21 protein-coding genes are annotated in these 21,120 nt (G+C 70.7%); 13 read left to right on the top strand and 8 right to left on the bottom strand.

The features are described from left to right. Positions 1 to 69 precede the first annotated feature (69 nt). On the top strand, positions 70 to 897 hold the full coding sequence (locus tag KIH74_RS13375; RefSeq protein ID WP_214156222.1) for a phosphotransferase enzyme family protein: 828 nt from the start codon (positions 70 to 72) through the stop codon (positions 895 to 897). On the opposite strand, the gene KIH74_RS13370 is transcribed toward KIH74_RS13375, so the two are convergent. Both KIH74_RS13370 and KIH74_RS13365 read right to left on the bottom strand, forming a co-directional pair. Further along, on the bottom strand, positions 894 to 2,504 hold the full coding sequence (locus KIH74_RS13370) for an alpha/beta hydrolase (protein WP_214156221.1): 1,611 nt from the start codon (positions 2,502 to 2,504) through the stop codon (positions 894 to 896). The two genes, KIH74_RS13375 and KIH74_RS13370, sit on opposite strands and share 4 nt — an antisense overlap. Before the next feature lie 144 nt (positions 2,505 to 2,648). After that, positions 2,649 to 2,918 carry a winged helix-turn-helix transcriptional regulator gene (locus tag KIH74_RS13365; protein WP_214156220.1) on the bottom strand — a complete coding sequence of 90 codons (270 nt, stop codon included), beginning with the start codon at positions 2,916 to 2,918 and terminating at the stop codon, positions 2,649 to 2,651. Between KIH74_RS13365 and KIH74_RS13360 the strand changes: the two genes are divergently transcribed. Both KIH74_RS13360 and KIH74_RS13355 read left to right on the top strand, forming a co-directional pair. Continuing rightward, entirely contained in the window at positions 2,890 to 3,468 is a 579-nt protein-coding gene (locus KIH74_RS13360) for a BBE domain-containing protein (protein WP_214156219.1), read from the top strand. The genes KIH74_RS13365 and KIH74_RS13360 overlap by 29 nt on opposite strands. A 71-nt stretch (positions 3,469 to 3,539) precedes the next feature. After that, positions 3,540 to 4,361, top strand: a complete 822-nt coding sequence (locus KIH74_RS13355) for a MerR family transcriptional regulator (RefSeq protein ID WP_214156218.1) — start codon at positions 3,540 to 3,542, stop codon at positions 4,359 to 4,361. A 9-nt stretch (positions 4,362 to 4,370) separates the two neighbouring features. Here the strand turns inward: KIH74_RS13355 and KIH74_RS13350 are convergent, their stop codons facing one another. Further along, positions 4,371 to 5,087 carry a serine protease gene (locus KIH74_RS13350; protein ID WP_246572327.1) on the bottom strand — a complete coding sequence of 239 codons (717 nt, stop codon included), beginning with the start codon at positions 5,085 to 5,087 and terminating at the stop codon, positions 4,371 to 4,373. A 260-nt stretch (positions 5,088 to 5,347) separates the two neighbouring features. Continuing rightward, on the bottom strand, positions 5,348 to 6,103 hold the full coding sequence (locus tag KIH74_RS13345) for a helix-turn-helix domain-containing protein (RefSeq protein ID WP_214156216.1): 756 nt from the start codon (positions 6,101 to 6,103) through the stop codon (positions 5,348 to 5,350). 141 nt (positions 6,104 to 6,244) lie between these two features. On the opposite strand from KIH74_RS13345, the gene KIH74_RS13340 reads away from it, so the two are divergent. After that, positions 6,245 to 6,964 (top strand): siderophore-interacting protein, encoded by a 720-nt coding sequence (locus KIH74_RS13340; protein WP_214156215.1) that lies wholly within the window; start codon positions 6,245 to 6,247, stop codon positions 6,962 to 6,964. A gap of 53 nt (positions 6,965 to 7,017) precedes the next feature. Continuing rightward, positions 7,018 to 9,156: a 2Fe-2S iron-sulfur cluster-binding protein gene (locus KIH74_RS13335; RefSeq protein WP_214156214.1), complete on the top strand. Its 2,139-nt coding sequence runs from the start codon at positions 7,018 to 7,020 to the stop codon at positions 9,154 to 9,156. Positions 9,157 to 9,181: 25 nt separating this feature from the next. Here the strand turns inward: KIH74_RS13335 and KIH74_RS13330 are convergent, their stop codons facing one another. Further along, positions 9,182 to 9,760, bottom strand: coding sequence for a CGNR zinc finger domain-containing protein (locus KIH74_RS13330; protein WP_214156213.1), 579 nt, complete (start codon positions 9,758 to 9,760; stop codon positions 9,182 to 9,184). Between the two features lie 61 nt (positions 9,761 to 9,821). On the opposite strand from KIH74_RS13330, the gene KIH74_RS13325 reads away from it, so the two are divergent. From KIH74_RS13325 to KIH74_RS13310, 4 genes are all read left to right on the top strand, one after another. After that, positions 9,822 to 10,985: an epoxide hydrolase family protein gene (locus KIH74_RS13325; protein ID WP_308113760.1), complete on the top strand. Its 1,164-nt coding sequence runs from the start codon at positions 9,822 to 9,824 to the stop codon at positions 10,983 to 10,985. A 104-nt stretch (positions 10,986 to 11,089) separates the two neighbouring features. Further along, complete coding sequence (locus KIH74_RS13320; protein ID WP_214156211.1) at positions 11,090 to 11,863, top strand: GNAT family N-acetyltransferase; 774 nt, start codon at positions 11,090 to 11,092, stop codon at positions 11,861 to 11,863. A gap of 22 nt (positions 11,864 to 11,885) precedes the next feature. Then, on the top strand, positions 11,886 to 12,383 hold the full coding sequence (locus KIH74_RS13315; protein WP_214156210.1) for a macro domain-containing protein: 498 nt from the start codon (positions 11,886 to 11,888) through the stop codon (positions 12,381 to 12,383). Positions 12,384 to 12,672: 289 nt separating this feature from the next. Then, positions 12,673 to 13,884 carry an aminopeptidase gene (locus KIH74_RS13310; RefSeq protein ID WP_214156209.1) on the top strand — a complete coding sequence of 404 codons (1,212 nt, stop codon included), beginning with the start codon at positions 12,673 to 12,675 and terminating at the stop codon, positions 13,882 to 13,884. 67 nt (positions 13,885 to 13,951) lie between these two features. Here KIH74_RS13310 and KIH74_RS13305 read toward each other — a convergent pair whose 3' ends face one another. Then, positions 13,952 to 14,647 (bottom strand): SDR family oxidoreductase, encoded by a 696-nt coding sequence (locus KIH74_RS13305; protein ID WP_214156208.1) that lies wholly within the window; start codon positions 14,645 to 14,647, stop codon positions 13,952 to 13,954. Positions 14,648 to 14,725: 78 nt separating this feature from the next. Here KIH74_RS13305 and KIH74_RS13300 point away from each other — a divergent pair, with 78 nt between their 5' ends. The 3 genes from KIH74_RS13300 (at position 14,726) to KIH74_RS13290 (ending at position 17,118) form a co-directional block, all read left to right on the top strand. Continuing rightward, positions 14,726 to 15,100, top strand: coding sequence for a MerR family transcriptional regulator (locus tag KIH74_RS13300; protein WP_308113759.1), 375 nt, complete (start codon positions 14,726 to 14,728; stop codon positions 15,098 to 15,100). Positions 15,101 to 15,514: 414 nt separating this feature from the next. Then, positions 15,515 to 16,021, top strand: coding sequence for a CHASE3 domain-containing protein (locus KIH74_RS13295; protein ID WP_214156207.1), 507 nt, complete (start codon positions 15,515 to 15,517; stop codon positions 16,019 to 16,021). Continuing rightward, positions 16,018 to 17,118: a methyl-accepting chemotaxis protein gene (locus KIH74_RS13290; RefSeq protein ID WP_214156206.1), complete on the top strand. Its 1,101-nt coding sequence runs from the start codon at positions 16,018 to 16,020 to the stop codon at positions 17,116 to 17,118. Before KIH74_RS13295 ends, KIH74_RS13290 begins: the two co-directional genes overlap by 4 nt. Positions 17,119 to 17,513: 395 nt before the next feature. On the opposite strand, the gene KIH74_RS13285 is transcribed toward KIH74_RS13290, so the two are convergent. Next, entirely contained in the window at positions 17,514 to 19,475 is a 1,962-nt protein-coding gene (locus KIH74_RS13285; protein ID WP_214156205.1) for an AAA family ATPase, read from the bottom strand. Positions 19,476 to 19,634: 159 nt separating this feature from the next. Between KIH74_RS13285 and KIH74_RS13280 the strand changes: the two genes are divergently transcribed. Further along, positions 19,635 to 20,804 (top strand): epoxide hydrolase family protein, encoded by a 1,170-nt coding sequence (locus KIH74_RS13280; RefSeq protein ID WP_214156204.1) that lies wholly within the window; start codon positions 19,635 to 19,637, stop codon positions 20,802 to 20,804. On the opposite strand, the gene KIH74_RS39195 is transcribed toward KIH74_RS13280, so the two are convergent. Then, a complete protein-coding gene (locus KIH74_RS39195) occupies positions 20,761 to 21,075 on the bottom strand; it encodes a helix-turn-helix domain-containing protein (protein WP_372492059.1) in 315 nt (104 codons plus the stop codon). The two genes, KIH74_RS13280 and KIH74_RS39195, sit on opposite strands and share 44 nt — an antisense overlap. Positions 21,076 to 21,120: the final 45 nt, after the last annotated feature.

Raw genomic sequence — 21,120 nt, 5'->3', positions numbered from 1 at the left:
CGTCACCCTCACCCCAGGATCCCCGAAAATTGGGTTCACCTCCCGGGCCCGCGCGAGCAGACTGCCCCCATGCGCAGAACCGGGCACGCGATCGCCACGACGTCGGCGCTCGCCGCCTCCCTGGGGCTCGGGGCCCACGATGCGGTGGTGCTCCAGAACTCGAACAAGCTCACCCTGCGCCTGCTGCCCGGGCAGGTGCTGGCCCGGGTGGCGCCGCTGGCCGAGCCCGGCGCCGTCCAGATCGCGCGGTTCGAGCTCGACGTCGCCGCGCACCTGGCCGCGTCGGGCGCCCCGGTGGCGCTGCCCGCCCCGGGCATCGAGCCTCGCGTGCACGAACGCGACGGTTACGCCGTCACCTTCTGGACCTACCACGAGCCGGTCGCACGCCCGCTCACCCCGGCCGAGTACGCCCACGCCCTGCGCGATCTGCACACCGGAATGCGCGGGATCGACCTGCCCGCACCGCATTTCACCGACCGCGTCGCCGTCGCCCTGGACCGCCTGGCCGATCACGCGAGGACGCCCGACCTCGCCACCGCGGACCGGGAACTGCTGGCAGGAGCGTTGCGGGACGGCAGCCGGGCTGTCGCGGAATCGGCCGTGCCCGAGCAGTTCCTGCACGGCGAACCGCATCCGGGCAACCTGGTGACGACGAGAGACCGGCCGCTGTTCGTCGACTTCGAGACCTGCTGCCGCGGACCGGTCGAGTACGACCTCGCCCACACGCCGGACGACGTCGCCGCGCACTACCCGGGGGCCGACCCCCGGGTGCTGAACGACTGCCGCGTCGTCATGACGGCCATGATCGCCACCTGGCGCTGGGACCGCGACGACGAACTGCCCGGCCGGGACCGGCTGCGCCACGAGTGGCTCAGCCGGCTCCGCCGCGCGATCTAGACCTTGGCCGCGGCGCAGTGCCTGCCGGACGCCGGGACCTTCAGGTTCACCAGGTAGAGCGTGGCCGCGTCACGCAGGCAGCTGCCCGTGCCCCTGCGCCCGATCACGCCGTGCCCCCACCCGTTGTAGGTGAGCAGCCGGGCGCCGGACTGCCGGGCCACGTCCCGCGCCCCGGAGTACGGCGTGGCCGGATCGTGCAGGCTGTTGACGAGCAGCACCGCCGGCACGCCGGCCCACTTCAGCTTCGCCTGCGGGGCCCGCACCGCCGTCGGCCAGCCCTGGCAGCCCAGCACCGTGCCCATCGCCATGCTCGACATCCGCATGTCCGGGGCCACAGCCCTCATCCGTTTCACCGTGGTGCGCAGCTGAGCCGCACCGGTGAACTGCGTGCGCCAGTCCGAGCAGAAGATGCCGTCGGCGCTCTTCTCGCCCGGGTCCCTGCCGTATGACGCGGTCCGCAGGTGCTCGGAGTCACCGACCACCCGGCCGCTCAGCAGCCCGGAGTACCAGCTGGACAGCGACGTCCAGTCCGGCCCGGACAGGAACGTCTGCGTGGTGTCGATCAGCATGGAGACGCCGACCTTCTCGCCGGTGTCCGGGTCACGCAGCCTGCCCCGCTGCGCCCGCAGCCGCAGCTTCGTGAACACTGCCCGCGCCCCCTGCCGGTGCAGGGTGCACGTCGAGCTGCGGTCGCACCAGGCCACGTACTGGTCGAAACTGTCCTGCACCGCCGCGGCCTGGCTGACCAGGAACCCGGTCCCGGACAGGCTGTGGTCCAGGTTGCTGTCGAGCAGCAGCGCCCGCACCCGCCCCGGGAACAGCGTCGCGTACTGCTGGCCCAGCAGCGTGCCGTACGACAGGCCGTAGAACGTCAGCTTGTCGTCGCCCAAGGCCGAGCGGATCCCGTCCATGTCGCGGGCCACGCTGAGCGAATCGAGGTGATCGGCGACCGCGCCGCTGAGCTCACGGCAGGTCTGCCCGTCCTTGCGGTTGGCGGCCCGGATCTGCCGGAGCTTCTTGCCCGACAGGCCCTTTCCGGCGAACAGCGTGTCGGTGACCTTCTCGGTGAGCACCCGCTCCCGGGCCCCACCCGCCGGGCACCGCACCGCCGTGCTCGACCCGACGCCGCGCGGGTCGAACCCGACGATGTCGAACCGCGAGCGCACCTTCTTGCTGAACGCCGACGCCGCGCTGCCCTTGATCATGGCCACCCCGGACACCCCCGGCCCGCCCGGGTTGTACAGCAGCGAGCCGATCCGCGTCTTCGGGTTCGTGGCCTCGCGCCGGGCCAGGGCGATCCTGATCTTCTCGCCGTCCGGTTTCGACCAGTCCACCGGAACGGTGACCTTCGCGCAGTCCACCTTCGGGGCGTCCGTGCACGGTTTCCACCGCGCGGCCGCGATGTCCGCGGCACTCACCTGCGCGCTCGCGTTGCTGCTCACCGTGCTGCCCAGACTGTTGCTCGTGGTGCTGCTCGTGGTGCTGCCCAGGCTGCTGCTTCTGGTGGCCGTCCCGCCGCCGTTCACCCCGTGGGCCAGGCCGGTGCCGGCCATGGTGACGGCGGCCAGGGCCGCGATCACCAGGGTGGTTCTCGTCGGTGTGCTCACGTTGCCTAGCTCCTCGTTGCTGCGTCACGGGCCGGGCCCACGCTAGGGGGCCGACGACCTGCGGCGCATCCCGCCGGGGAACGATCGTGCTGGATCCGACCAGAGGATGACCTGGGCGAAGAGGCCGCGCGGCCGAGGACCGGCTCAGCGGCCCGACTCCCAGCGTTCGCCCCAGACGGCGAGTCCGTGCAACATCGTGAGCAGCTCCTGGCCCCGCGGGGTGAGCGTGTAGGTTACCGAGACCGGTGTGGTCGGTGCCACGGTGCGCTCGACCAGGTGCCGGTGCTCCAGTTCCCGCAGGCGCAGCGCGAGCATGCGGGCGGCGAGCCCCTCGACCACGGCCTCGATCTCGCTGAAGCGGGTGGCGCCGCGGCCCAGGGCCAGCATGATGCCGCTGGTCCAGCGGCGGCCCACGAACTCCACGATCGACACGATCGTCGCCCGGCTCCAGCCCGTCGCCGACATCGCCCCGCTGTCCGACCAGTCCGTGGGCCTGGCCACCTACGAGGACGTGATCGGGGCCTTCACCAGTGACCAGCCCCAGCAGGGGCGCGGCGAACCGCACTCGCACTCGGGGCTGGTCGAGCACATCACCCCCGAATTCGCCCGGGAGGCAGCTGCTCTGCTGGACGCCGGGGCCTCGTACTTCTTCCAGATCCGGGCCGTGGGCGGGGCGGTGTCCGACGTCGACCCGGGGGCCACGGCGTACGCGTGGCGCTCGGCGAACTTCTCGGTCGCCGCGCTGGGCACCCGGGCGTCCGGGCTCGACCGGTACTGGGAGAGGATCGTCCCCCATCTCCAGGGGCTCTACCTCAGCTTCGAGACCGACCAGGGCGACGACGTTCTCGGCCGGGCCTTCCCTCCCTCCCACCTCGGCCGGTTGCGGGAGCTGAAGCGGCGTTACGACCCGACCGGGCTGTTCCGGGACAACTTCTTCATCAGCCCGGACGGCGGGGCGGACTGACGCGGCAGACCGTCACCTGAGGGCCAGCCGTTGACCCTGACACCGTGTCACCCCGTAGACCTGAGGTCGTCATGTTCACCATCGGAGATTTCGCCAGGCACGGCCGGGTCTCGGTACGGATGCTGCGGCACTACGACCGGATCGGGCTGCTGCGGCCAGCGGCCGTGGACCCGGCCACCGGGTACCGGTCCTACGAGGCCGGGCAGCTGTCACGGCTGAACCGGATCGTGGCGCTGAAGGAGCTGGGGCTCACCCTGGAGCAGGTGCGCTCGATCCTCGACGAGAGGGTCGGCACCGGGGAGCTGCGGGGGATGCTGCGGCTGCGCCGGTCCGAGCTCGAGGAGCAACTGCGCCGGGACACCGCCCGGCTCGGCCAGGTCGAGGTGCGACTCTCCATGATCGAGAAGGAGGGCTTCATGCCCAGTGAGGACGTTCAGATCAAGCCGGTCCCGGCCACGCGTCTGGCCCAGTTGTCGGCGCCGGCAGCGGATTTCGGGCCGGAGTCGATCAGCCCGGTGATCGGGCCGCTGTACGAACAGCTGTTCGCCCGGCTCGAGGGCGCCGAGGTGAGGCCCTCGGGGCCCGGCGTCTCCTGGTACGAGGACGCCCCGGACGGGGGCGTCATCGTGCACGCGGGCTGCCAGGTCGACGTGGCGCCGGACCCGGCGTACGACTTCGAGGTCGTCGACCTGCCCGGCCTGGAGCGGGCGGCGACGATCGTGCACCACGGGCCGATGGACGACGTGGTCGCCACCGGGCAGCAACTCGCCTTCTGGCTGGCGGCCCACGGGTACCGGTCGGCCGGGTACGCCCGCGAGCTGTACCTGAACTACGGCACGGGTGACCCGTCCGACTGGGTCACGGAGCTCCAGGAACCGATCCTGCCCGCGTAGGAAGGGCTTTCAGGACGACGGGGCCCGGTTGGTCTCGATGAAGCCGAGATAGTGGCTGACCCGGGTGAACACGTCGGGCCGGTCGGCCCGTCCGCACCCCCGGCGCCAGGAACTGATACCGGCCAGGTACTCGTTCCCGTCGGCGGAGCGGTAGGTCAGCGGGCTCCCGTCGTCCCCCTCCCAGGTGCCCTTGCCCCCGCCGGGATCGCCGGCGGCCAGCATCCCGTCGCCGAAGTCGTCACCGTAGGCGTCGACGGCCTCGGCGTCGGTCAGGACGGTCAGGTCCACCTGCTGGAGCACGTTGGGGCTGGGTCCGTCCTCTCCCAGCGCGCCCCAGCCGGCGACGCGGGCCGTCGTCCCGGCGAGCGGGGCGATGCTGGGCGTGGGCAGCTGGATCCCGCCCGGCAGGCCGGTTCTCAGGTGCACGACGGCGATGTCGTCGCGCAGCGAGACGGGGTCGAAGCCGGGGTGGGTGACGAATCGTTCCACCGGTATCCGCACGGCGTCGGCCTCGGGCAGGATGATGTTGGTGGCGGTGTCCACCTCGGTGCCCGCCGGGGACAGGGTCGAGGCCTGGTGGGCCGTGATCAGGACGGTGCGCGAGAGCAGTTCGGACCCGCCGGGTGTGGCGAGGAGCGTCGCGGTGCCCACGTGCATCCCGTTGCGGCGTAGTGCCAGGGCCCAGGGGATCTCGCCCGGAGTCACCGAAAAGCCGCCTACCACCATCTCTTACCCCCGTTGAGCGCGCCGGCCGACGATCGAGTATCGGGCCTGGGAGGTGAGGACGCCCGCACGGCACGCCGCGATCGGGTCACCGGCCGTTCGTGGCCGGGGGACGGCTTCGGCGTGACCGTGCTTCGGCGTGACCGTGCGCCGGGGTTGACCGCATGCCCGGCGGTGGCTGCGTGCTGGGGGTGGCTGCGCGCCGACGTGGTTGCGCGCTGGGGGCGGTTGCGCGCCGGGGTGACGGGACCCGGGTGAGGGGTCTACCGGGGGACCGGCTCCGGCCGGTAGGTGCCCGGCGTGTGCCCGGTGACCCGGCGGAAGGCGCTGATGAACGCGCTCGGCCGGGTGTAGCCGACGGCGTGGGCGGTGGCGCTCACCGGCTTGCCCGTGCCCAGCAGGTGCACGGCCGCCCGGATGCGGGTCTGCGTGCGCCAGTCCGCGAAGCTCATCCCGGTCTCGGTGCGGAACAACCGGGACAGCGTGCGGACGCTGGTGTGCACGTGGTCGGCCCAGGCCGGCAGGTCGCGGGGGTCGGCGGGGTCGGTCAGGAGCTGCTCGGCCACGGCCCGCACCCGCGGGTCGGAGGGCATCGTGACCTGGATGTCGTGCGTGGCCACCGGGGTGAGCAGCTCGAACATCAGGGCCTCGGCCAGGGGGCGGCTCGGGTCGTGCTGGTCCAGTCCGTGCAGGTGCCGCAGCAGCTCACGCAGCAGCGGCCCGACCACGACACCGGTCGGCTCGGCCCAGTCGATCGGGCAGCCCTCGGCGGTGAAATGGATGATGGACAGGTCGCCTTCGCGCAGCACGTGGCCCTCGCCGTGCTCGACCAAGCCGGGCACCCAGATCCCGTAGCCGGGCGGGATCAGCCACTCCCGCGACCCCATCGTGCCCTGGAGCGTCGCGGTCTCGGTCCACACCAGCACCGGCTCGGGATGGCGGTGCGAGGGCGCACTGTTGATCACCGAGGTCTCGGCGCGCTGAATGCTCAGGATCGGTGAGGCGGGCAGCTCGTTCATCCTCGGGATCCTTCCGCGTCGGTGAGGCGGCGGGAGCAGGTTGGCCGCTGCGCGTTATCGGATGGCCGCCATTCGCAGGGCAGCCATCCTACGGTGGGTCGAGGGGGCCCGGACAGCCTGAGGAAACGCGAGGAGAACACGGTGAGACGACGTCTGGCCGACCGCCTGCTGGTGCAGGCCCAGGTGCGATCCGTCGAGCAGAGGACGCCGCGTCTGCGTCAGGTCACGCTGTCGGGCCCGGGGCTGAGCGGGCTCGCCTGGGTGCCCGGCCAGCAGGTGCGCCTCCAAGTGGCCGACAGCCCGGCCGCCGTCGACTGGCTCGTCGGCGCGCTGCGCACCTACAGCGTGTGGGACTACGACGGCCAGGACATGCGGCTGATCATGATGGATCACGGCGACGGGCCCGGTGCCGCCTGGTCGCGCACGGTCGCGCCCGGCCAGGACGTGATGCTGATCAAACCGCAGGGCACCTTCGTCACCGCGCCGGCCGCCTATCACCTGTTCGCCGGGGAGGAGACGGCGCAGGTGGCTTTCGGCCCCATGCTGCGGGCCCTGCCGGACGACGCCCCGGTCTTCGCCCGGCTGGAGACCGGCGGCCCGGACGACCAGCTGGACCTGGGGCGGGAAAAGGGCGACATCGACTGGGTCTTCCGCGCCGGGAGGCCGGCCGCGTCGTCCGAGGGGCTGGTGGACGCCGTGCGTGCCCTGACCCTGCCGGAGGAACCGGGCCGGGCCTACCTGGCCGGTGAGGCCCGCACCGTCCAGATGGTGCGCCGTCACCTCGTGCAGGAGAGGGGCTGGCCCCGCCGCAACGTGCTGACCAAACCCTTCTGGACCCCCGGCCGCACGGGCCTGGACTGAGAACCGGACTGAGAACTGGACCGGAAGAGGCCTGGACCGAGGAGAGGACCAGCATGACCGTCGCCGACGCCGTCCGCGCGGCACTGACCACCGACCAGGAGATCGAAGACCTGCTGGGCCGCCCGGTGTCCGCCGTCATGATGAAACAGATCGACCACGTCGACCGCGCCACCGCCCCGGTGCTGATGTGTTCCCCGATCGCGGGTTTCGGCTACCAGGACGCCGGTGGCACCCGGCGCGGCACGCTGGTGGGCGACGGGCCCGGGTTCCTCCAGGTGCTCTCCCCGCAGCGCATCGCGCTCCAGCTGCCCGCCGGGCAGCCGGAGCCCGCCACGGGGAGCGGCGTCTCGTTCGTCTTCCTCTTCCCCGGCGTCAGCGAGACCCTCCGGCTCAACGGCAGAATGCTGAAGCGCGACGGCACGCGCGCCGTGGTGCAGGTGGAGGAGATGTTCGTGCACTGCGCCCGCGCCGTCGGCCGCGCCCGGCTGTGGCAGCCGGCGGCCGGCCGGGCCGCACCCCGGGAAGGCATCGCCGAAGGGTCGCTGAAAGACCCTGCCGTCCGGGACTTCCTGGCCGTCGCGCCGTTCCTGCTCTGCACCAGCGGAAACGCGCCCACCGACAGTGACACCAGCCCGCGCGGCGACCGCCCGGGATTCGTCCAGGTGCTCGACGGGCACACCCTCGCGATCCCCGACCGCCGGGGCAACCGCCGCGCCGACACCCTGCACAACCTGCTGCGCGACGACCGGATCGCCCTGACCGTGCTGGTTCCCGGCCGCGATCAGGTGCTGAACGTGACCGGCCGCGCCACCGTCACCACCGACCCGGACCTGCTGGCCGGCATGGCCCTGCGCGGCATGGCGCCGCACGCGGCCCTGCTGGTCCGGGTGGAGCAGGCCGTGCTCGACGACAGCCCAGCGGTCCGCCGCGCCCGGCTGTGGGACCAGACCGCGCACGTCGACCAGAACAGCATCCCCGACCTGAACGTCCTGGCCGCCGGGCACCTGGCCGCCAACCCGGCCGTGCGGGGCGGGCCGCTGATCCGCGCGCTCGCGGCCCTGCTGCGCCGCCACCCGAACCTGACCCGCCGGCTCATGGGCCGGCAGACCGGATCGGCGCTGGAGAAGGAGGGGTACACGGCCACCGCCGAACCGGCGCCCTCCCGGCGTCCCTCAGGACTCGTGCGCCGGCTGGAAGTGCTCGCCGTGCGCCGGGAGACGCCGGACGCCGTCACCCTGGTGCTGAGTGACGGCGCCGCAGTCGATTTCGCTCCCGGCCAGTTCTTCACGGTGTCCACCGAGGTGGATGGGCGCGTGCTGCGGCGGGCCTACTCGGCGTCCGGTGCGCCGGGCTCGGGCGAACTGGAGATCACCGTCCGCCGGGCGGGCGTCTTCTCCACCCACGTCAACGAAAAGGTGCGACCAGGAGACGTCTTCGAGGTCCGGGGTCCCTTCGGCAGTCTGTTCGGCCCGGCGGGTGACGGCGACGTCGTGATGATCGCCGCCGGCAGCGGCGTGACGCCGATGATGAGCGCCATCCGCGCCCGCACGGCCACCGGCGACGGCGCCCGGATGCTTCTGCTGCACGGCGACCGCGACGAGCAGGCGCTGATCTTCTCCGCCGAACTGGCCCGGCTGACCCGGGAGAACGCGGGCCGGCTCGACGTGACGCACCAGCTGACCCGTCCGGGCGCCGACTGGGCAGGGCGCACCGGCCGGATCACCGGCGAGTCGCTGAGGCACTGGCTGGCCCGGGTGAGGCCTTCCGCCGACGCGCGGTACCACCTGTGCGGCCCGGGCCCGATGATGGACGTCTGCCGGCAGGCACTGCTCGACGGCGGGGTGCCGGACGAGCGGATCCGGACGGAGAGTTTCAGTGGTGCGGTGGACGACGCCGTCCCCGGCACCGGGCTGACCCACCGGATGCGGGTGGTCGACGCCGGAGCCGACATCGGATCGGCCGAGATACCCTCCGGCGAAACAGTTCTGGACGCCGGTCTGGCGGCGGGCCTGCCGATGCCGTATTCCTGCACCGTCGGCAACTGCGGCGAGTGCGTGGTGAAACTGCTGGGTGGGCGGGTGCGGATGAGCGAGCCGAACTGCCTGAGCGAGGCGCAGAAGGCGGACGGATACGTGCTGACCTGCGTCGGGCGGGCGAACAGTGAGATCACGGTGGACATCGCCGACCTCTGAGAGGGCGGGCTCGCAGTCGGGGTGCTCAGGCGGCGCCCGGGTCGCGTCGCTGACGGTAGGCGCGGGTCTTGTGCCGGTTGCCGCAGACCTCCATCGAGCACCAGCGTCCGCCGCCGCTGCGCGAGGTGTCGTAGAACGCCCAGCGGCAGTCCTGTGAGGCGCACAGTTTCACCCGGCGCCAGCTCCCGGTGGCCGCTGCGGTCGCCACGGTCTCGATCAGGGCGTCCAGACCAGGGACGCCGCTGGCAGCACTCAGGCGCAGGCCGCCCGTCGGGTGGGTGGTCAGGCGAACCGGAAAAGCAGCCAGGGCCAAGGTGATCCGGTCGGCGTTCTCGCCGGTCGGGTCCTCGTGCGAGGCTTCGTCCAGGTCTTCGCTCAGCGCGTCACGCAGGGCGCTGCGCAGGGCCAGGGCGGTGTCCAGGGCGCCGGTGTCCAGGGTGCCGCCGGAGCTCAGGTCGTGCTCCGCGAGCCACGCCGAGAGGGCGCCGGGGGAGCTCAGCCGGTCGGTGGTGACGTGGCTGGCGCCGTGCCGGGTGAAGCTGCGCAGGTCGAGGGTGTTGAGGAACTGCTCGATCAGGCCCAGATCCGTGCGCTCAGCATTCACGACACCACTATAAGCGGTAACTGGTGTTGACCGCGTGCGACACCGGATTTACGTTTTGCTGGTGTCGACTACGTGGAAGACCCCGGAGACCGACGTCCGCCCCCTCATCGAGGTGTCCGACAGCGACCTCGACGACCTGCGCACCCGCCTGCGCAACACCCGCTTCGCCCGGTCCTGGCCGGTCGCTCCCTGGCAGGCCGGCACCGACGGCGACGACCTGCGCCGCCTGGTGCACCGCTGGGCCACCGACTACGACTGGCGCTCGCACGAGGCCGCGATCAACGCCCTGCCCTCCCGGTTCGCCGACATCGACGGCACGCCCGTGCACTACCTGCGCTTCGACGCCGAGCGCCAGCACGCCCCGGCGATCGTCGCGACCAACGGCTGGCCCAGCTCGTTCCTGGAGATGACCGAGCTGGCGCAACGCCTTTCGAACCCCTCACGGTACGGCGGCCGGGCGGCGGACGCGTTCACCGTCGTCGTCCCGTCCATCCCCGGCTACGGCTTCTCGCCGCAGCGCCCGGCCATGGACGGCACGCCCACCCACGAGCTGTGGCACCGGCTCATGCGTGACGAACTGGGTTTCGAGCGGTACGGGGCTCACGGCAGCGACCTCGGGGCCGGCATCACCGGCCGGCTCGCCCGGGCCCATCCCGAGGCGGTGACCGGCATCCATCTGCTGGCGATCGACAACACCCCACGGCCCGGGATCACGGACCTCACGGACGCCGAGCGCGCCTACCAGCGCGCCTGGGGGAAGTGGGTGGACGACGAGGGGGCCTATGGCCACCAGCAGGGCACCCGGCCCCTCACCCTGGCTCAGGGCCTCAGCGACTCCCCGTCCGGGCTGCTGGCCTGGATCCTGGAGAAGTACCGGGCCTGGAGCGACTGCGGCGGTGACGTGTCCACCCGCTTCAGCGACGACTTCCTGCTGACCCAGGCCTCGCTGTACTGGTTCACCGACACGGTGTCCACGTCGTTCCGTCCCTACTACGAGCGCACCCAGGCCGGTGCGACCGAACCGCTGCGCGTCGAAATTCCCACCGCTGTGGCTGTTTTCCCCGCAGACCTGGGTGCTCCGCCGCTGCGCAGCTGGGCCGAGCGCATCTACCGGGTCACCCGGTTCACCGAGATGCCCCGCGGCGGGCACTTCGCTGCCCACGAAGAGCCGGCCCTGCTGGCCGGCGACATCACGGCCTTCTTCCGTGATACCCCCGCGACCTGAGGGTCCCGCCCGGGTGCCCCCGGGCGTCCCTGGTTGGACTCCGCGCGGAAACCGGTTGCGCCGGGGCGGTGCAGTGCCCAGTCTGGACGGCGATGAGCGACGCCATGCACTTTCTGAAGCTGTACGACGAGCAGCTGCGCACCGATTCCGAGACGCCGAGCCAGATCGACGTCACCCGGCTCGGCCCGTTGCGCCTGGTCACCTTCGCCGGGGGCCGCGGCTACGTCACCTACCGGGATCTCGGCGTTGCCACCGAGGCCGGCCTCGACGACCTGGTCGCGGGGGCACTGGAGCACTACCGGGCCGATCCCCGGATCGTGAGTGTGCGGTGGAAGGCCCGCGATCACGACCGGGCTCCCGGTCTGGCCGGGGCGCTGGTGCGGCACGGGTTCGTCCGGGGTGAGCCGGAGTCGATCATGGTCGGCGAGGCGAGGGCCCTGGCCGTCGACGTCCCCACCCCCGGTGTGACGCTGCGGAGGGTGACCGGGGAGGCAGACGTGCGGGCGATGAGCGCCATGTCGGACGAGGCCTTCGGCGAGGAGCCCTCGACCGAGATGGCCGATGCGTTGCTGCGCCGCCTGGCCCGGCACGACGGCATGCAGCTGTGGGTGGCCGAGACCGGCGGGCGGATGGTTGGCGCGGGCCGGCTCGAGCCGGTGCCCGACAGCGACTTCGCCGGGGTCTGGGGCGGCGCGGTGCTGAGGGACTGGCGCGGGCGGGGCATCTACCGGGCCCTGACCGCCGCCCGGGCGCGGGCGGCCCTGGACCTGGGCCGGACGCTGATCCACAGCGACTCCACCGAGTACTCCCGCCCGATCCTGGAACGCAGCGGCCTGCTGCGGGTCTCGTCCGCCACCGCCTACGTCTGGACCCGGTGAGGCGTCTGGCAGGCTGGGGCGCATGGAGATCCAGGTCGTCCGGGGTGACATCACCGCCTGCGACGTCGACGTCGTCGTCACGGCCGCCAACGCGCCGCTGATCGGCGGTGGCGGCGTCGACGGCGCCGTGCATCGTGCGGCTGGCCCGCAGTTGTTGCAGGCGCTGCGTCCTCTGGCCCCCTGCCCGCCGGGTGAGGCGGTGCGGACGCCGGCGTTCGGCCTGGGGCCGCGGGTGCGGCACATCGTTCACGCGGTGGGCCCGCGGTACGGTGTGGACGACCCGGCCGCCGAGTTACTCGCGTCCGCCTACCGGGTCAGTGTGAGGCAGTGCGACGAGGTGGGGGCCGGGAGTGTGGCCTTCCCAGCCCTGTCCACAGGGGCGTTCGGGTATCCGTTGTTCGAGGCCTGCCAGGTGAGCGTGCAGGCGCTGCGGAGAATCGAGACCTCGCTGCGGTTGTGCCTTCTGGTGGCTTTCGACGAACGCACACGCAAGTTCTGGGAGCGGGCTCTGGCGGCCTGACCCTTTTCGGTTTTGACACCACCCAGGCCGTCTGGCCGGTGTCAAAAACTGAGGACGCCTCCCGCGCGGACGCCGGATCAGGTCACCAGTTCCATGGTCACGGCAGGGACCCGCGCGGCCCGCCCCGCACCTCGCACAGCACCGGATCGTCCAGCTGCGCAACCGTCGAGCGTGCTGGCGACCGGACGGTCCCGGCGCAGGGCCGGTGGGCCGGCGCCGTTGCGGTAGGTGATGGTGGGTACCGCACATGCCCGGGCCGGGGCATGGCCGTGCCGACTAGCGTTGCGGCATGAGCCTGATCGAACGATTCGCCGACCTGGCCGTCCGGGTCGGGGCCAATGTCCAGCCCGGTCAGGGCGTGGTGGTGCGCTCGGACACCAGCCATCTGGAGATCGCCCGGGCCGTCACCGAGGCGGCCTACCGGGCCGGGGCGTCGTGGGTGGAGGTGGAGTGGAACGACCCGCTGATCCGCCGCTCGGCGGTGACCCACGCCGGTCTGGACGCGCTGAAGGCCTCCCGCGGGTGGGCGCTGCGGCGCATCCAGGAGTGGCGTGAGCAGGGCGTCGCCCTGATCACCTTGAGCGGGGACGCCGACCCGCACCTGTTCGACGGCCTCGACCCGGTGAAGGTGGCCGCCCAGCCCACCGACGAGCTCCGGGAGCTGCGAAAGAACCTGATCTCCGGGAACATCCGCTGGACGATCGTGGCCGCTCCCAACCCCGGCTGGGCCACGCAGATCTTCGGCGAGCCCGACGTGGAGCGGCTGTGGGAGGCGGTCGCCACGGCCATGCGGCTGGACGAGGACGACCCGGTGGCAGCCTGGACGGAACGCTCGGCCACGCTGGCCGGACGCGCGCGGCGGCTGGACGCGCTGGACCTGTCCGAGATCCGGTACGTGGGGGAGGGCACCGACCTGACCGTCGGCCTGATCCCCGGCTGCTGCTGGACCGGTGGCGGCGGCGCCGACCCCTCGGGTGTGGTGTACCTGCCCAATCTCCCCACCGAGGAGGTGTTCACCAGCCCTGACCGCACCACCGCCGAGGGCCGGATCCGGCTCACCAAGCCGGTGGTCGTGGCCGGGCAGCTGGTGACCGGCCTGGAGGTGACCTTCCACGACGGCGCGATCACCGACGTCCGGGCCGACTCCGGCGCCGACGTGGTGCGTGCCCAGCTCGACTCCGAGCCCGGGGCAAGACATCTCGGTGAGGTGTCGCTGGTCGACCGGGACAGCCGGATCGCCCGCAGCGGCCTCGTCTTCCACAACACGCTGTTCGACGAGAACGCCGGTTGCCACGTGGCCTGGGGCCAGGGCTTCGCGTTCGCCGTGCCGGGCGGCGACGCGATGACGCCCGAGCAGCTGTTCGAGCGCGGCCTCAACCAGGCGGGGGTGCACACCGACGTGGTCATCGGGGGCGCCGGCATCACCGTCACCGGCCGCGGGCCCGGCGGCACCGTGGAGATCCTCCGGGACGACGAATGGGTGCTCGCGGACGCGGGCTGACTCCGGCTCGGCCTCGTGCGGGGGGTGGCGGCACCCGATCGGTACCGCCCACCCCGCCCGCTGGGGGTCACTGGCCGGTGAACACCCCCGGATCCTGTGCGAGAAGGGCTTTCGCGCCCGCGCTCATCTCGTCGACGACGATCTCCAGGCGGCCGGCCTCCAGCCCGTCCAGGGCGGCGCGCACGACGTCCTCGGGACGGTTGAGGGGGCCGGTCCACCACTCCTGGTGCCCGGTGTCGGTCATCGCCAGGAACAGGCCGGTGACCTGGGTGCCCTGGTCGGCCAGTTCGAGCCGGGAGCCGTTGGTCAGGGCCCACTCCGCGGCCTTGGCCACGTGGTAGGCGTTCGCCCCGCGGTAGGCCGACCACGACATCACCGAGTTGATGTTCAGGATCGCGCCGCCCGCGTTGGCCGCCAGGATCGGCGCGAAGGCGCGCGTCATCTCCAGCGTGCCCCAGAAGAAGGTGTCCAGCTCCTGCCGGATCAGCGCCTTGTCGCCGGTGACCAGGTCGGTGCCGGTCGACGCGCCGGCATTGTTGACCAGCAGCGTCACGTCCTGGGCGAGGTCGGCGACCCGGGCCACGGCCTGCTCGTCGGTGATGTCCAGCGGCAGCGTCTCCACCCCCGGCAGGTCGATCTGCTCGGGCCGGCGGGCGGTGGCGTAGACCTTCGCGGCGCCGCGCTCCAGCAGCGCCTGGGCGAAGTGCCGGCCCAGGCCCCGGTTGGCCCCGGTGACCAGCGCGACCGAGTTCTTCACCTGCATGGTTCGTCATCTCCTGTGCGATAGCGGATCTGGCGGGAGTTACGCTAGGAGTTGACGCCGACGTGAAGGGCAAGGACTGTGACGAGTGCCACCGAGATCCGCATCGGTGACCTGGCCGCGCGCACCGGCGTGACCACCCGCGCGTTGCGCTACTACGAGGAGCAGGGCCTGCTCAGCCCGGCCCGCAGCGCCAGCGGCCAGCGGCACTACCCGCAGAGCGCGGCATCCCGCGTCCAGCTCATCCAGTATCTGTTCGCCGCCGGGCTGCCGAGCCGGGCCATCGCCGTGCTGCTGCCCACCGTCGACACCCGGACGATGAACGACGAGGTTCTGGGTATGCTGCGCGCCGAGCGCGAACGCATCGACCGGCAGATCAATGCTCTCACCGAAAGCCGCGCCCTGCTGGACGATGTCATTCACATCGCCACCACACCGGGGGCGTGTACCGACTAGCGGACGGGCCCGTTCCAGCCTGCTGCGCCACAGGTTCTGATGCCTGGACCGGAACGGCTTTGGTGAGCTGTTGGTGGGCCTGCGGCGCGTGCGACGGGCAGGACGAGGGCAGCGATTCGCTGCGGCGTGACAGCATGCACGGGTGGCTGCTTCCACGATCGTGGTTTGCTGCGGCACGGCAGCGGATGCAGTCCCTTCCCGGTCGGGTGTAGAGCATCGTTCTGAGCCTGTGGCGGGGGATCGGAGCGGGAGTCAGCCTTTCAGCGAGAGCGCTCGGCGCCCGCCGGAACGTTGCGCTTCTGGGCCTTTCAGGCTGTATTCCGGCCATCGCAAAGACCTTCAGCTGCGCCGGGGGCCGTACGAAGACATGTCCGAAAGGGTCCGGGAGCGTTAACGACGCGGGAGAGCATGGGCATGACCTCAGGTATCACGACCGGTTCTGGCGTTCAACGCCTCCTCTCCACGGTCGGCCGGAACCTGGTCGCGACGTTCGCTGTGATCGCCCTGCTGGTCGGGCTGGTTTTCGCCATGCTGTTCAACACCGTGGGCACGCTCTCAAACAACGGTGACCAGGTCGAACACACATATCAGGTGCTCATGGTGATCGCCTCCGTCCGCAGCAGCCTGACCAGCGCCGAGACCGGCCAACGAGGTTTCTTGATCACCGGCCAGGACGACTACCTCGCCCCGTACACGCAAGCCCAGTCCGACCTGGAGAGCCAGCAGGAGGAGCTGCGGGAGCTGACGTCCGACAACGCTCGTCAGCAGAAGCGTCTCGACACCCTGGCCCCTCTGATCACGGCGAAACTGTCCGAGATGCAGAACACCATCGACCTGCGCCGGGAGCAGAGCTTCCGGGCGGCTCGAGACGTGGTCCTGACCAACCAGGGCAAGACTGTCATGGCGACATCACCACCGTGACCACCGACATGGCCGAGGAGGAGGGTTCGCTCCTGAGCCAGCGGCAGGACGCGGCCGCGAGCTCGGCGTCCCTGGCCCGAGACACCATCGTGGGTGCGGGGCTGGTTCTGCTCGTCGTGATGGCAGCCATCGCGACCGGCATGACGCGATCCATCAGCAGCCGGGTAGAACGGATCCGCCAGGCGATCGGGGCGCTGGCCAAGGGGGATCTGACGCATTCGGCGCAGCTCAGCCCCACCGACGAATTCGGCCTCATGGGTAGGGATCTGGACATGGCGACCGCCACGCTGCGGGCGTCGATCACCGAACTGGCCGGTGATGCCGTCACTCTCTCGAGCGCCGCGAGCGAGCTCAGTTCGATCAGCGACAGCCTGACGTCAGGCGCACAGGAAGCCTCCGGCAAGGCCACGCAGGCCGCCGAGTCGGCCGACGAGGTCAACGGCAGCGTTCAGTCGGTGGCCAGCGGAGCGGAGGAGATGACTGCCTCGATCCGGGAGATCGCCAGCACCGCCTCGCAGGCGGCCGACGTGGCGAACGAGTCACTGCAGATGGCACAGACGACCGGTTCCCAGCTGACCGAGCTGGGTGAGGCCAGCACCCAGATCGGCGACGTGGTCCGGCTCATCACCTCGATCGCGGAACAGACCAATCTGCTGGCTCTGAACGCCACCATCGAGGCAGCCCGGGCCGGAGACGCCGGCAAGGGCTTCGCTGTGGTCGCGGACGAGGTGAAGCAGCTGGCCCAGGAGACCGCCCGCGCCACGGAGGACATCACGGCCCGGATTGATGCCATTCAGTCCAAGAGTGACGCCGCCAGTCAGGCGGTGCAACGAATCGGTGAGGTGATCAGCCAGATCGCCCAGTTCAGCGTGATGATCGCCTCGGCGGTGGAGGAACAGTCCGCCACGACCCGGGAGATGACCGAGTCGATCAACACTGCTGCCCAGAGCAGCAACCAGGTACTCGTCAACTTCAGCACCGTCGCCGAGATCACCGATGCGACTTCCCGTTCAGCCTCTGCCAGTCGGGTCGCGGCCGGAAACCTGACGACCGTGGCTGGGCAGCTCAATGCCTTGGTGAGTCGATTTCGGCACTGAGTGACCACTCACGCCGCTTCGCGTGGCTTCTCATGACCGTGTCTTCAGCCTGCGCGGGCATGGCCGTCACCGCCGCGCTGGCTGCTGTGGTGAGGTCTGGGTTCATGCGGCGTCGTACGCAGCGCTCATGACGTTCGCGCCGCCGCGGGCACCCTGATTCCGAGGTGCCCGGGCGGCGACCCGGGCTGCGGGGCGCGTAGGCACGGACGCAGCGGGCGGCGCCCTCGTAGTAAGTGCCTCGGCGCGCCAGGGGCAGCGCATGCCTGAAAGAGGTTGACGCCGAATCTCTTCAGGACAGGTGGTTTTCCTGGCGGAGGCGTTCACCCACCTGGGTGGGGTCCCGGTCAAGATCCTGACCGACCGGATGGGCTGTCACTAGCCATGGTTGGGCCCGGTCAGGCGCGAGGCCCGATCTCTTGTTCCCAGAGCCAGTCGGCGATGCGGGCTACCGCCTGATCGCGGCGGCGGCGAAAAGTGTTGAACGACAGATGCAGATCAGCCGCGACGCGCTGTTGTTTCGGGGCGGGGTTCAGGAAGGTACGCGTGATCAGGTCCTGAAGGTCTGGTGGCAACGGAGCTGTCTGATACAGCCGGGTGAGCGTCTGGTCCGGTGTTCGCCCCTGGCTCCGGTTCTTGTCCACCACGCGCGAGCGCAGGAGAGGGTTGGCCGCCAACTGCTCAGGTCGGTGCAGATCACGCAGGCCGGCCCGAACGGCTTCGTCGAAATCCATCCGGGACAGGATGACTCGATCCTGTGATGGATCCTCTGCCGGCGAGTGTCCGCCGGTGTGCCGAGCGTGCACCCACTTCAGCCATTCGGTGGGGTCCCGGCGGCGCCAGTCGTGTCCGAACACCTCGGGTGCAGCCTCGCCTTCGCCGACCGGCCAGAAGTCGAGGTTGGCCATCGTCGGGCTCCACCTGGCCGGGTCGGTGCAGGCTCCTACCAGCGTCCACGCGGTGTTCTTGCGGACCAGTGCGTCCACTACTTGGCAGGCCGTGAACAGCGTCGTCGAGGGCGACGGCTGCTGCCCTTGGTCGCGGTCCAGGAAGAATCGCCACGCCCGGATCTTCTCGCCGGTGCGAGGCGGAGCCTGCTCGTGTGCGATGCGCCACATCGCGTCCGCTTTCGGATCCAGACCGAGGTCGGCCTCCGTGAGATCCAGAACGGTGGCGTAGCCGCGGGATTCGCCGGACGGCGCCCGGAAGACGCGGAACGCCTCGGGCCGGCGATCGAGCCAGAACTCCACCAGAGCCGCCTGTTCCGGGCCCTGCCATGCTTCGGTCATGGTGACGATCGACGTCCGATCGCTTTCACGGAAATGGTCGGCATACGCCTGAAGCGTGGGGGACGGGGCGCTACAGCTGTCCTCAGAGGATCGGGTCGAGCCGAGCATGATCGAGTCCACCACCATTTGCAGGCGCTCTCGTTCGTCCGTGGTCGCCAGGAGCTGCTGCAACCGGGCTGTCACCAGCCGGCGGTCGAGTTCGGCGTACCGTTGGGGATCACGCCAGCGCAGGTCGGCATCGAGCGCATCCCGGATCGCGTCGTGAGGGTACAGCCCGTAGGGCCCGTCGACCACGAACGCAAGCGTGCGCAGCCAGGTGAACAGTTCACCGGTCTCGTCCCCGGCCACCGACCGTAGCAAGTCCCCGCTGGTGACCGGCGCGTGGGCGCACACCTCGAGCGCGGCCCGGTGACGGGGCGAGGGGACCGACTCGACGGTCTGGGCCAGCAGCGCCGCGACCACGTCCGGCAGTTCTGCCAGCGAGGTGGCCCGCAGGCCGCGGTTGGTGGCGTCGGCCAGCATCGAGAGTGTCAGCGGATGACCGTGGCTGGCCCGCAGCAGCCCCTCGTGCACCTCCTCGGCCACTCCCTGGGCCTGGAGGTATCCGCGTCCCTCGTGGGGCCGCAGGTTGTCCAGAGGCAGCTCCCGGGTCAGCAACCGCCAAGCCGGATCGGCCCGCCATCGTGGGCCGGGCGGGCGCCGCCCCGCGATGACCACCACCACGTCATCGGGCAGGGACGACAGGTACTCCTCACGAACCCAGTCATCAACCGGTTCCAGCCGCTCATAGGTGTCTATCAGGAGCACCGTACGTCCGAAGGCGGGCACCGCGGGTAAGGCGTCCGGGCTGAGCCGCACGTGCCGCGCGTCCATGTGCACCACTGAACGGCCGGCATCCCTTGCGACCGCGGCAAACTCCTCCAGCAGAGTGCTTTTGCCCATCCCACCGGGTCCGTGGACAAAGAGCACTCCGGGAGCGGACAGCGCTGCTCGGAACGTTTCCAGTTCTGCCGCGCGCCCGACAAAGGACTTGCGCCGCACTCTGCTGAGCCGTTCCTTCAGCACCGCCATGGAGACCACCCTACCCACGGCATCTGAGGGGGTGAGCCGCAGTGGGCGACATGCTGGAGATCACCGCTGGGTTTCCTGCCGTCGAAAGGGCCCAGCGCCAACGGCAAGTAAGCAATTTTACGCATCGAGCGCAGACCCGGTCCGGCCTATGGTCGAAGGGTGCCTGAGATCGAACCCTTCCCGATTCACATTCCCGACTCCGAACTTACTGCTCTGCGCGCTCGTCTGGCCGTAACCCGGCTTCCTGACCGTGAAACCGTCGCGGATACTGGTCAGGGCGTTCAGTTGGAGCGCCTCACCGCTGTCTTGAAGGCATGGGAGCAGCACGACTGGCGAGCCCTGGAACGTCGGTGGAACGCCCTCGGGCACTTCCGAACGCAGGTGGACGGCCTGAACATCGCGTATTGGCACGTACGGTCCGCTGAGCCCAACGCCGTCCCGCTGGTTCTCACGCACGGCTGGCCCGGCTCGGTGCTGGAGTTCGAGAAGCTGATCGGCCCCCTGACGGATCCGGTGGCGCACGGTGGTTCCGCGGATGACGCCTTCCACGTGGTGGTCCCCTCTCTGCCCGGGTTCGGCTTCACCGAGCGTCCGGCCGAACCGGGCTGGCATCCTGGTCGGACCGCGGCCGCGTGGGCCGAACTCATGGCCGTCCTCGGCTACCTGCGGTTCGGGGCCCACGGCGGCGATTGGGGGGCCTTCGTCAGCACGGAGCTGGCCCGGCGCGAACCCGATCGGGTGCTCGCCCTGCACCTGACCATGCCGATCGTCTCGCCCCTGCCCGAGGACCGGGCTTCGGCCGACGAAGCCGAGGCGGCCAGGATCCGGCAGCGGGACCACTTCCTGTACAGCGCCGGCACCCACGCGCTGGTGCAGGGAGCACGCCCCCAGACACTGGGGTACTCGCTGGTCGATTCCCCTTCCGGCCTCGCAGCCTGGCTGGGCGAGCGGCTCGACGCCTTCGCCGACACCCGCCCCGAAGCCGGGGGCGGAATCTCACTTGCCCAGCAGGTCGACAACATTGCCCTCTACTGGTTCACCCAAACCGGCGCTTCCAGCGTCCGTTGGTACTGGGACGCCCAACGATGGACGCCCAACACGGCTGAGGCGCAGAACCAGCAACCGGTGGACGTCCCTACCTATTGCACGGTCTTCCCGTACGAGCCCTTCCCCGTCGTACGCCGTTGGGCCGAGCGCCGCTATCGGAACCTGGTTTCCTGGCACGAACCGCCTTTCGGCGGTCACTTTTCCGGTTGGGAGCAGCCCGACGTCCTGGTTGCCGAGATCAGGGACGCGTTCCGGACAGCTCGGAAGACTTCGCTGAGCTGAGAGGCCATCGCGAGGGTCGCACCCCGGTCTCCCGCAGGAACACTGCGGAGAAGTGCGAGGCACTCGAGAAGCCGCAGCCAGCAGCGGTTTCGCTGACCATCCGTCCGGATTCCAAGAACTGTTTCGCCCGCTCGACCCGCAGCCGGATCAGGTGGCGGTGCGGAGTCTCGCCCACAGCCCGACGGAACATCCGGAGAAAGTGGTGCGGGCTCATTTGTACCTCGGCCGCCAGATCCACCACGGTGAGTCGCTCATTGATTCGTTCCGTCATGACGAGGGTGACGCGGTGCACCCGAGGATCGGATGAACGTTCGGC

It is taken from the genome of Kineosporia corallincola (genome assembly GCF_018499875.1).
Lineage (GTDB): Bacteria > Actinomycetota > Actinomycetes > Actinomycetales > Kineosporiaceae > Kineosporia > Kineosporia corallincola.
This window is presented reverse-complemented; position numbering and strand designations above follow the sequence as displayed.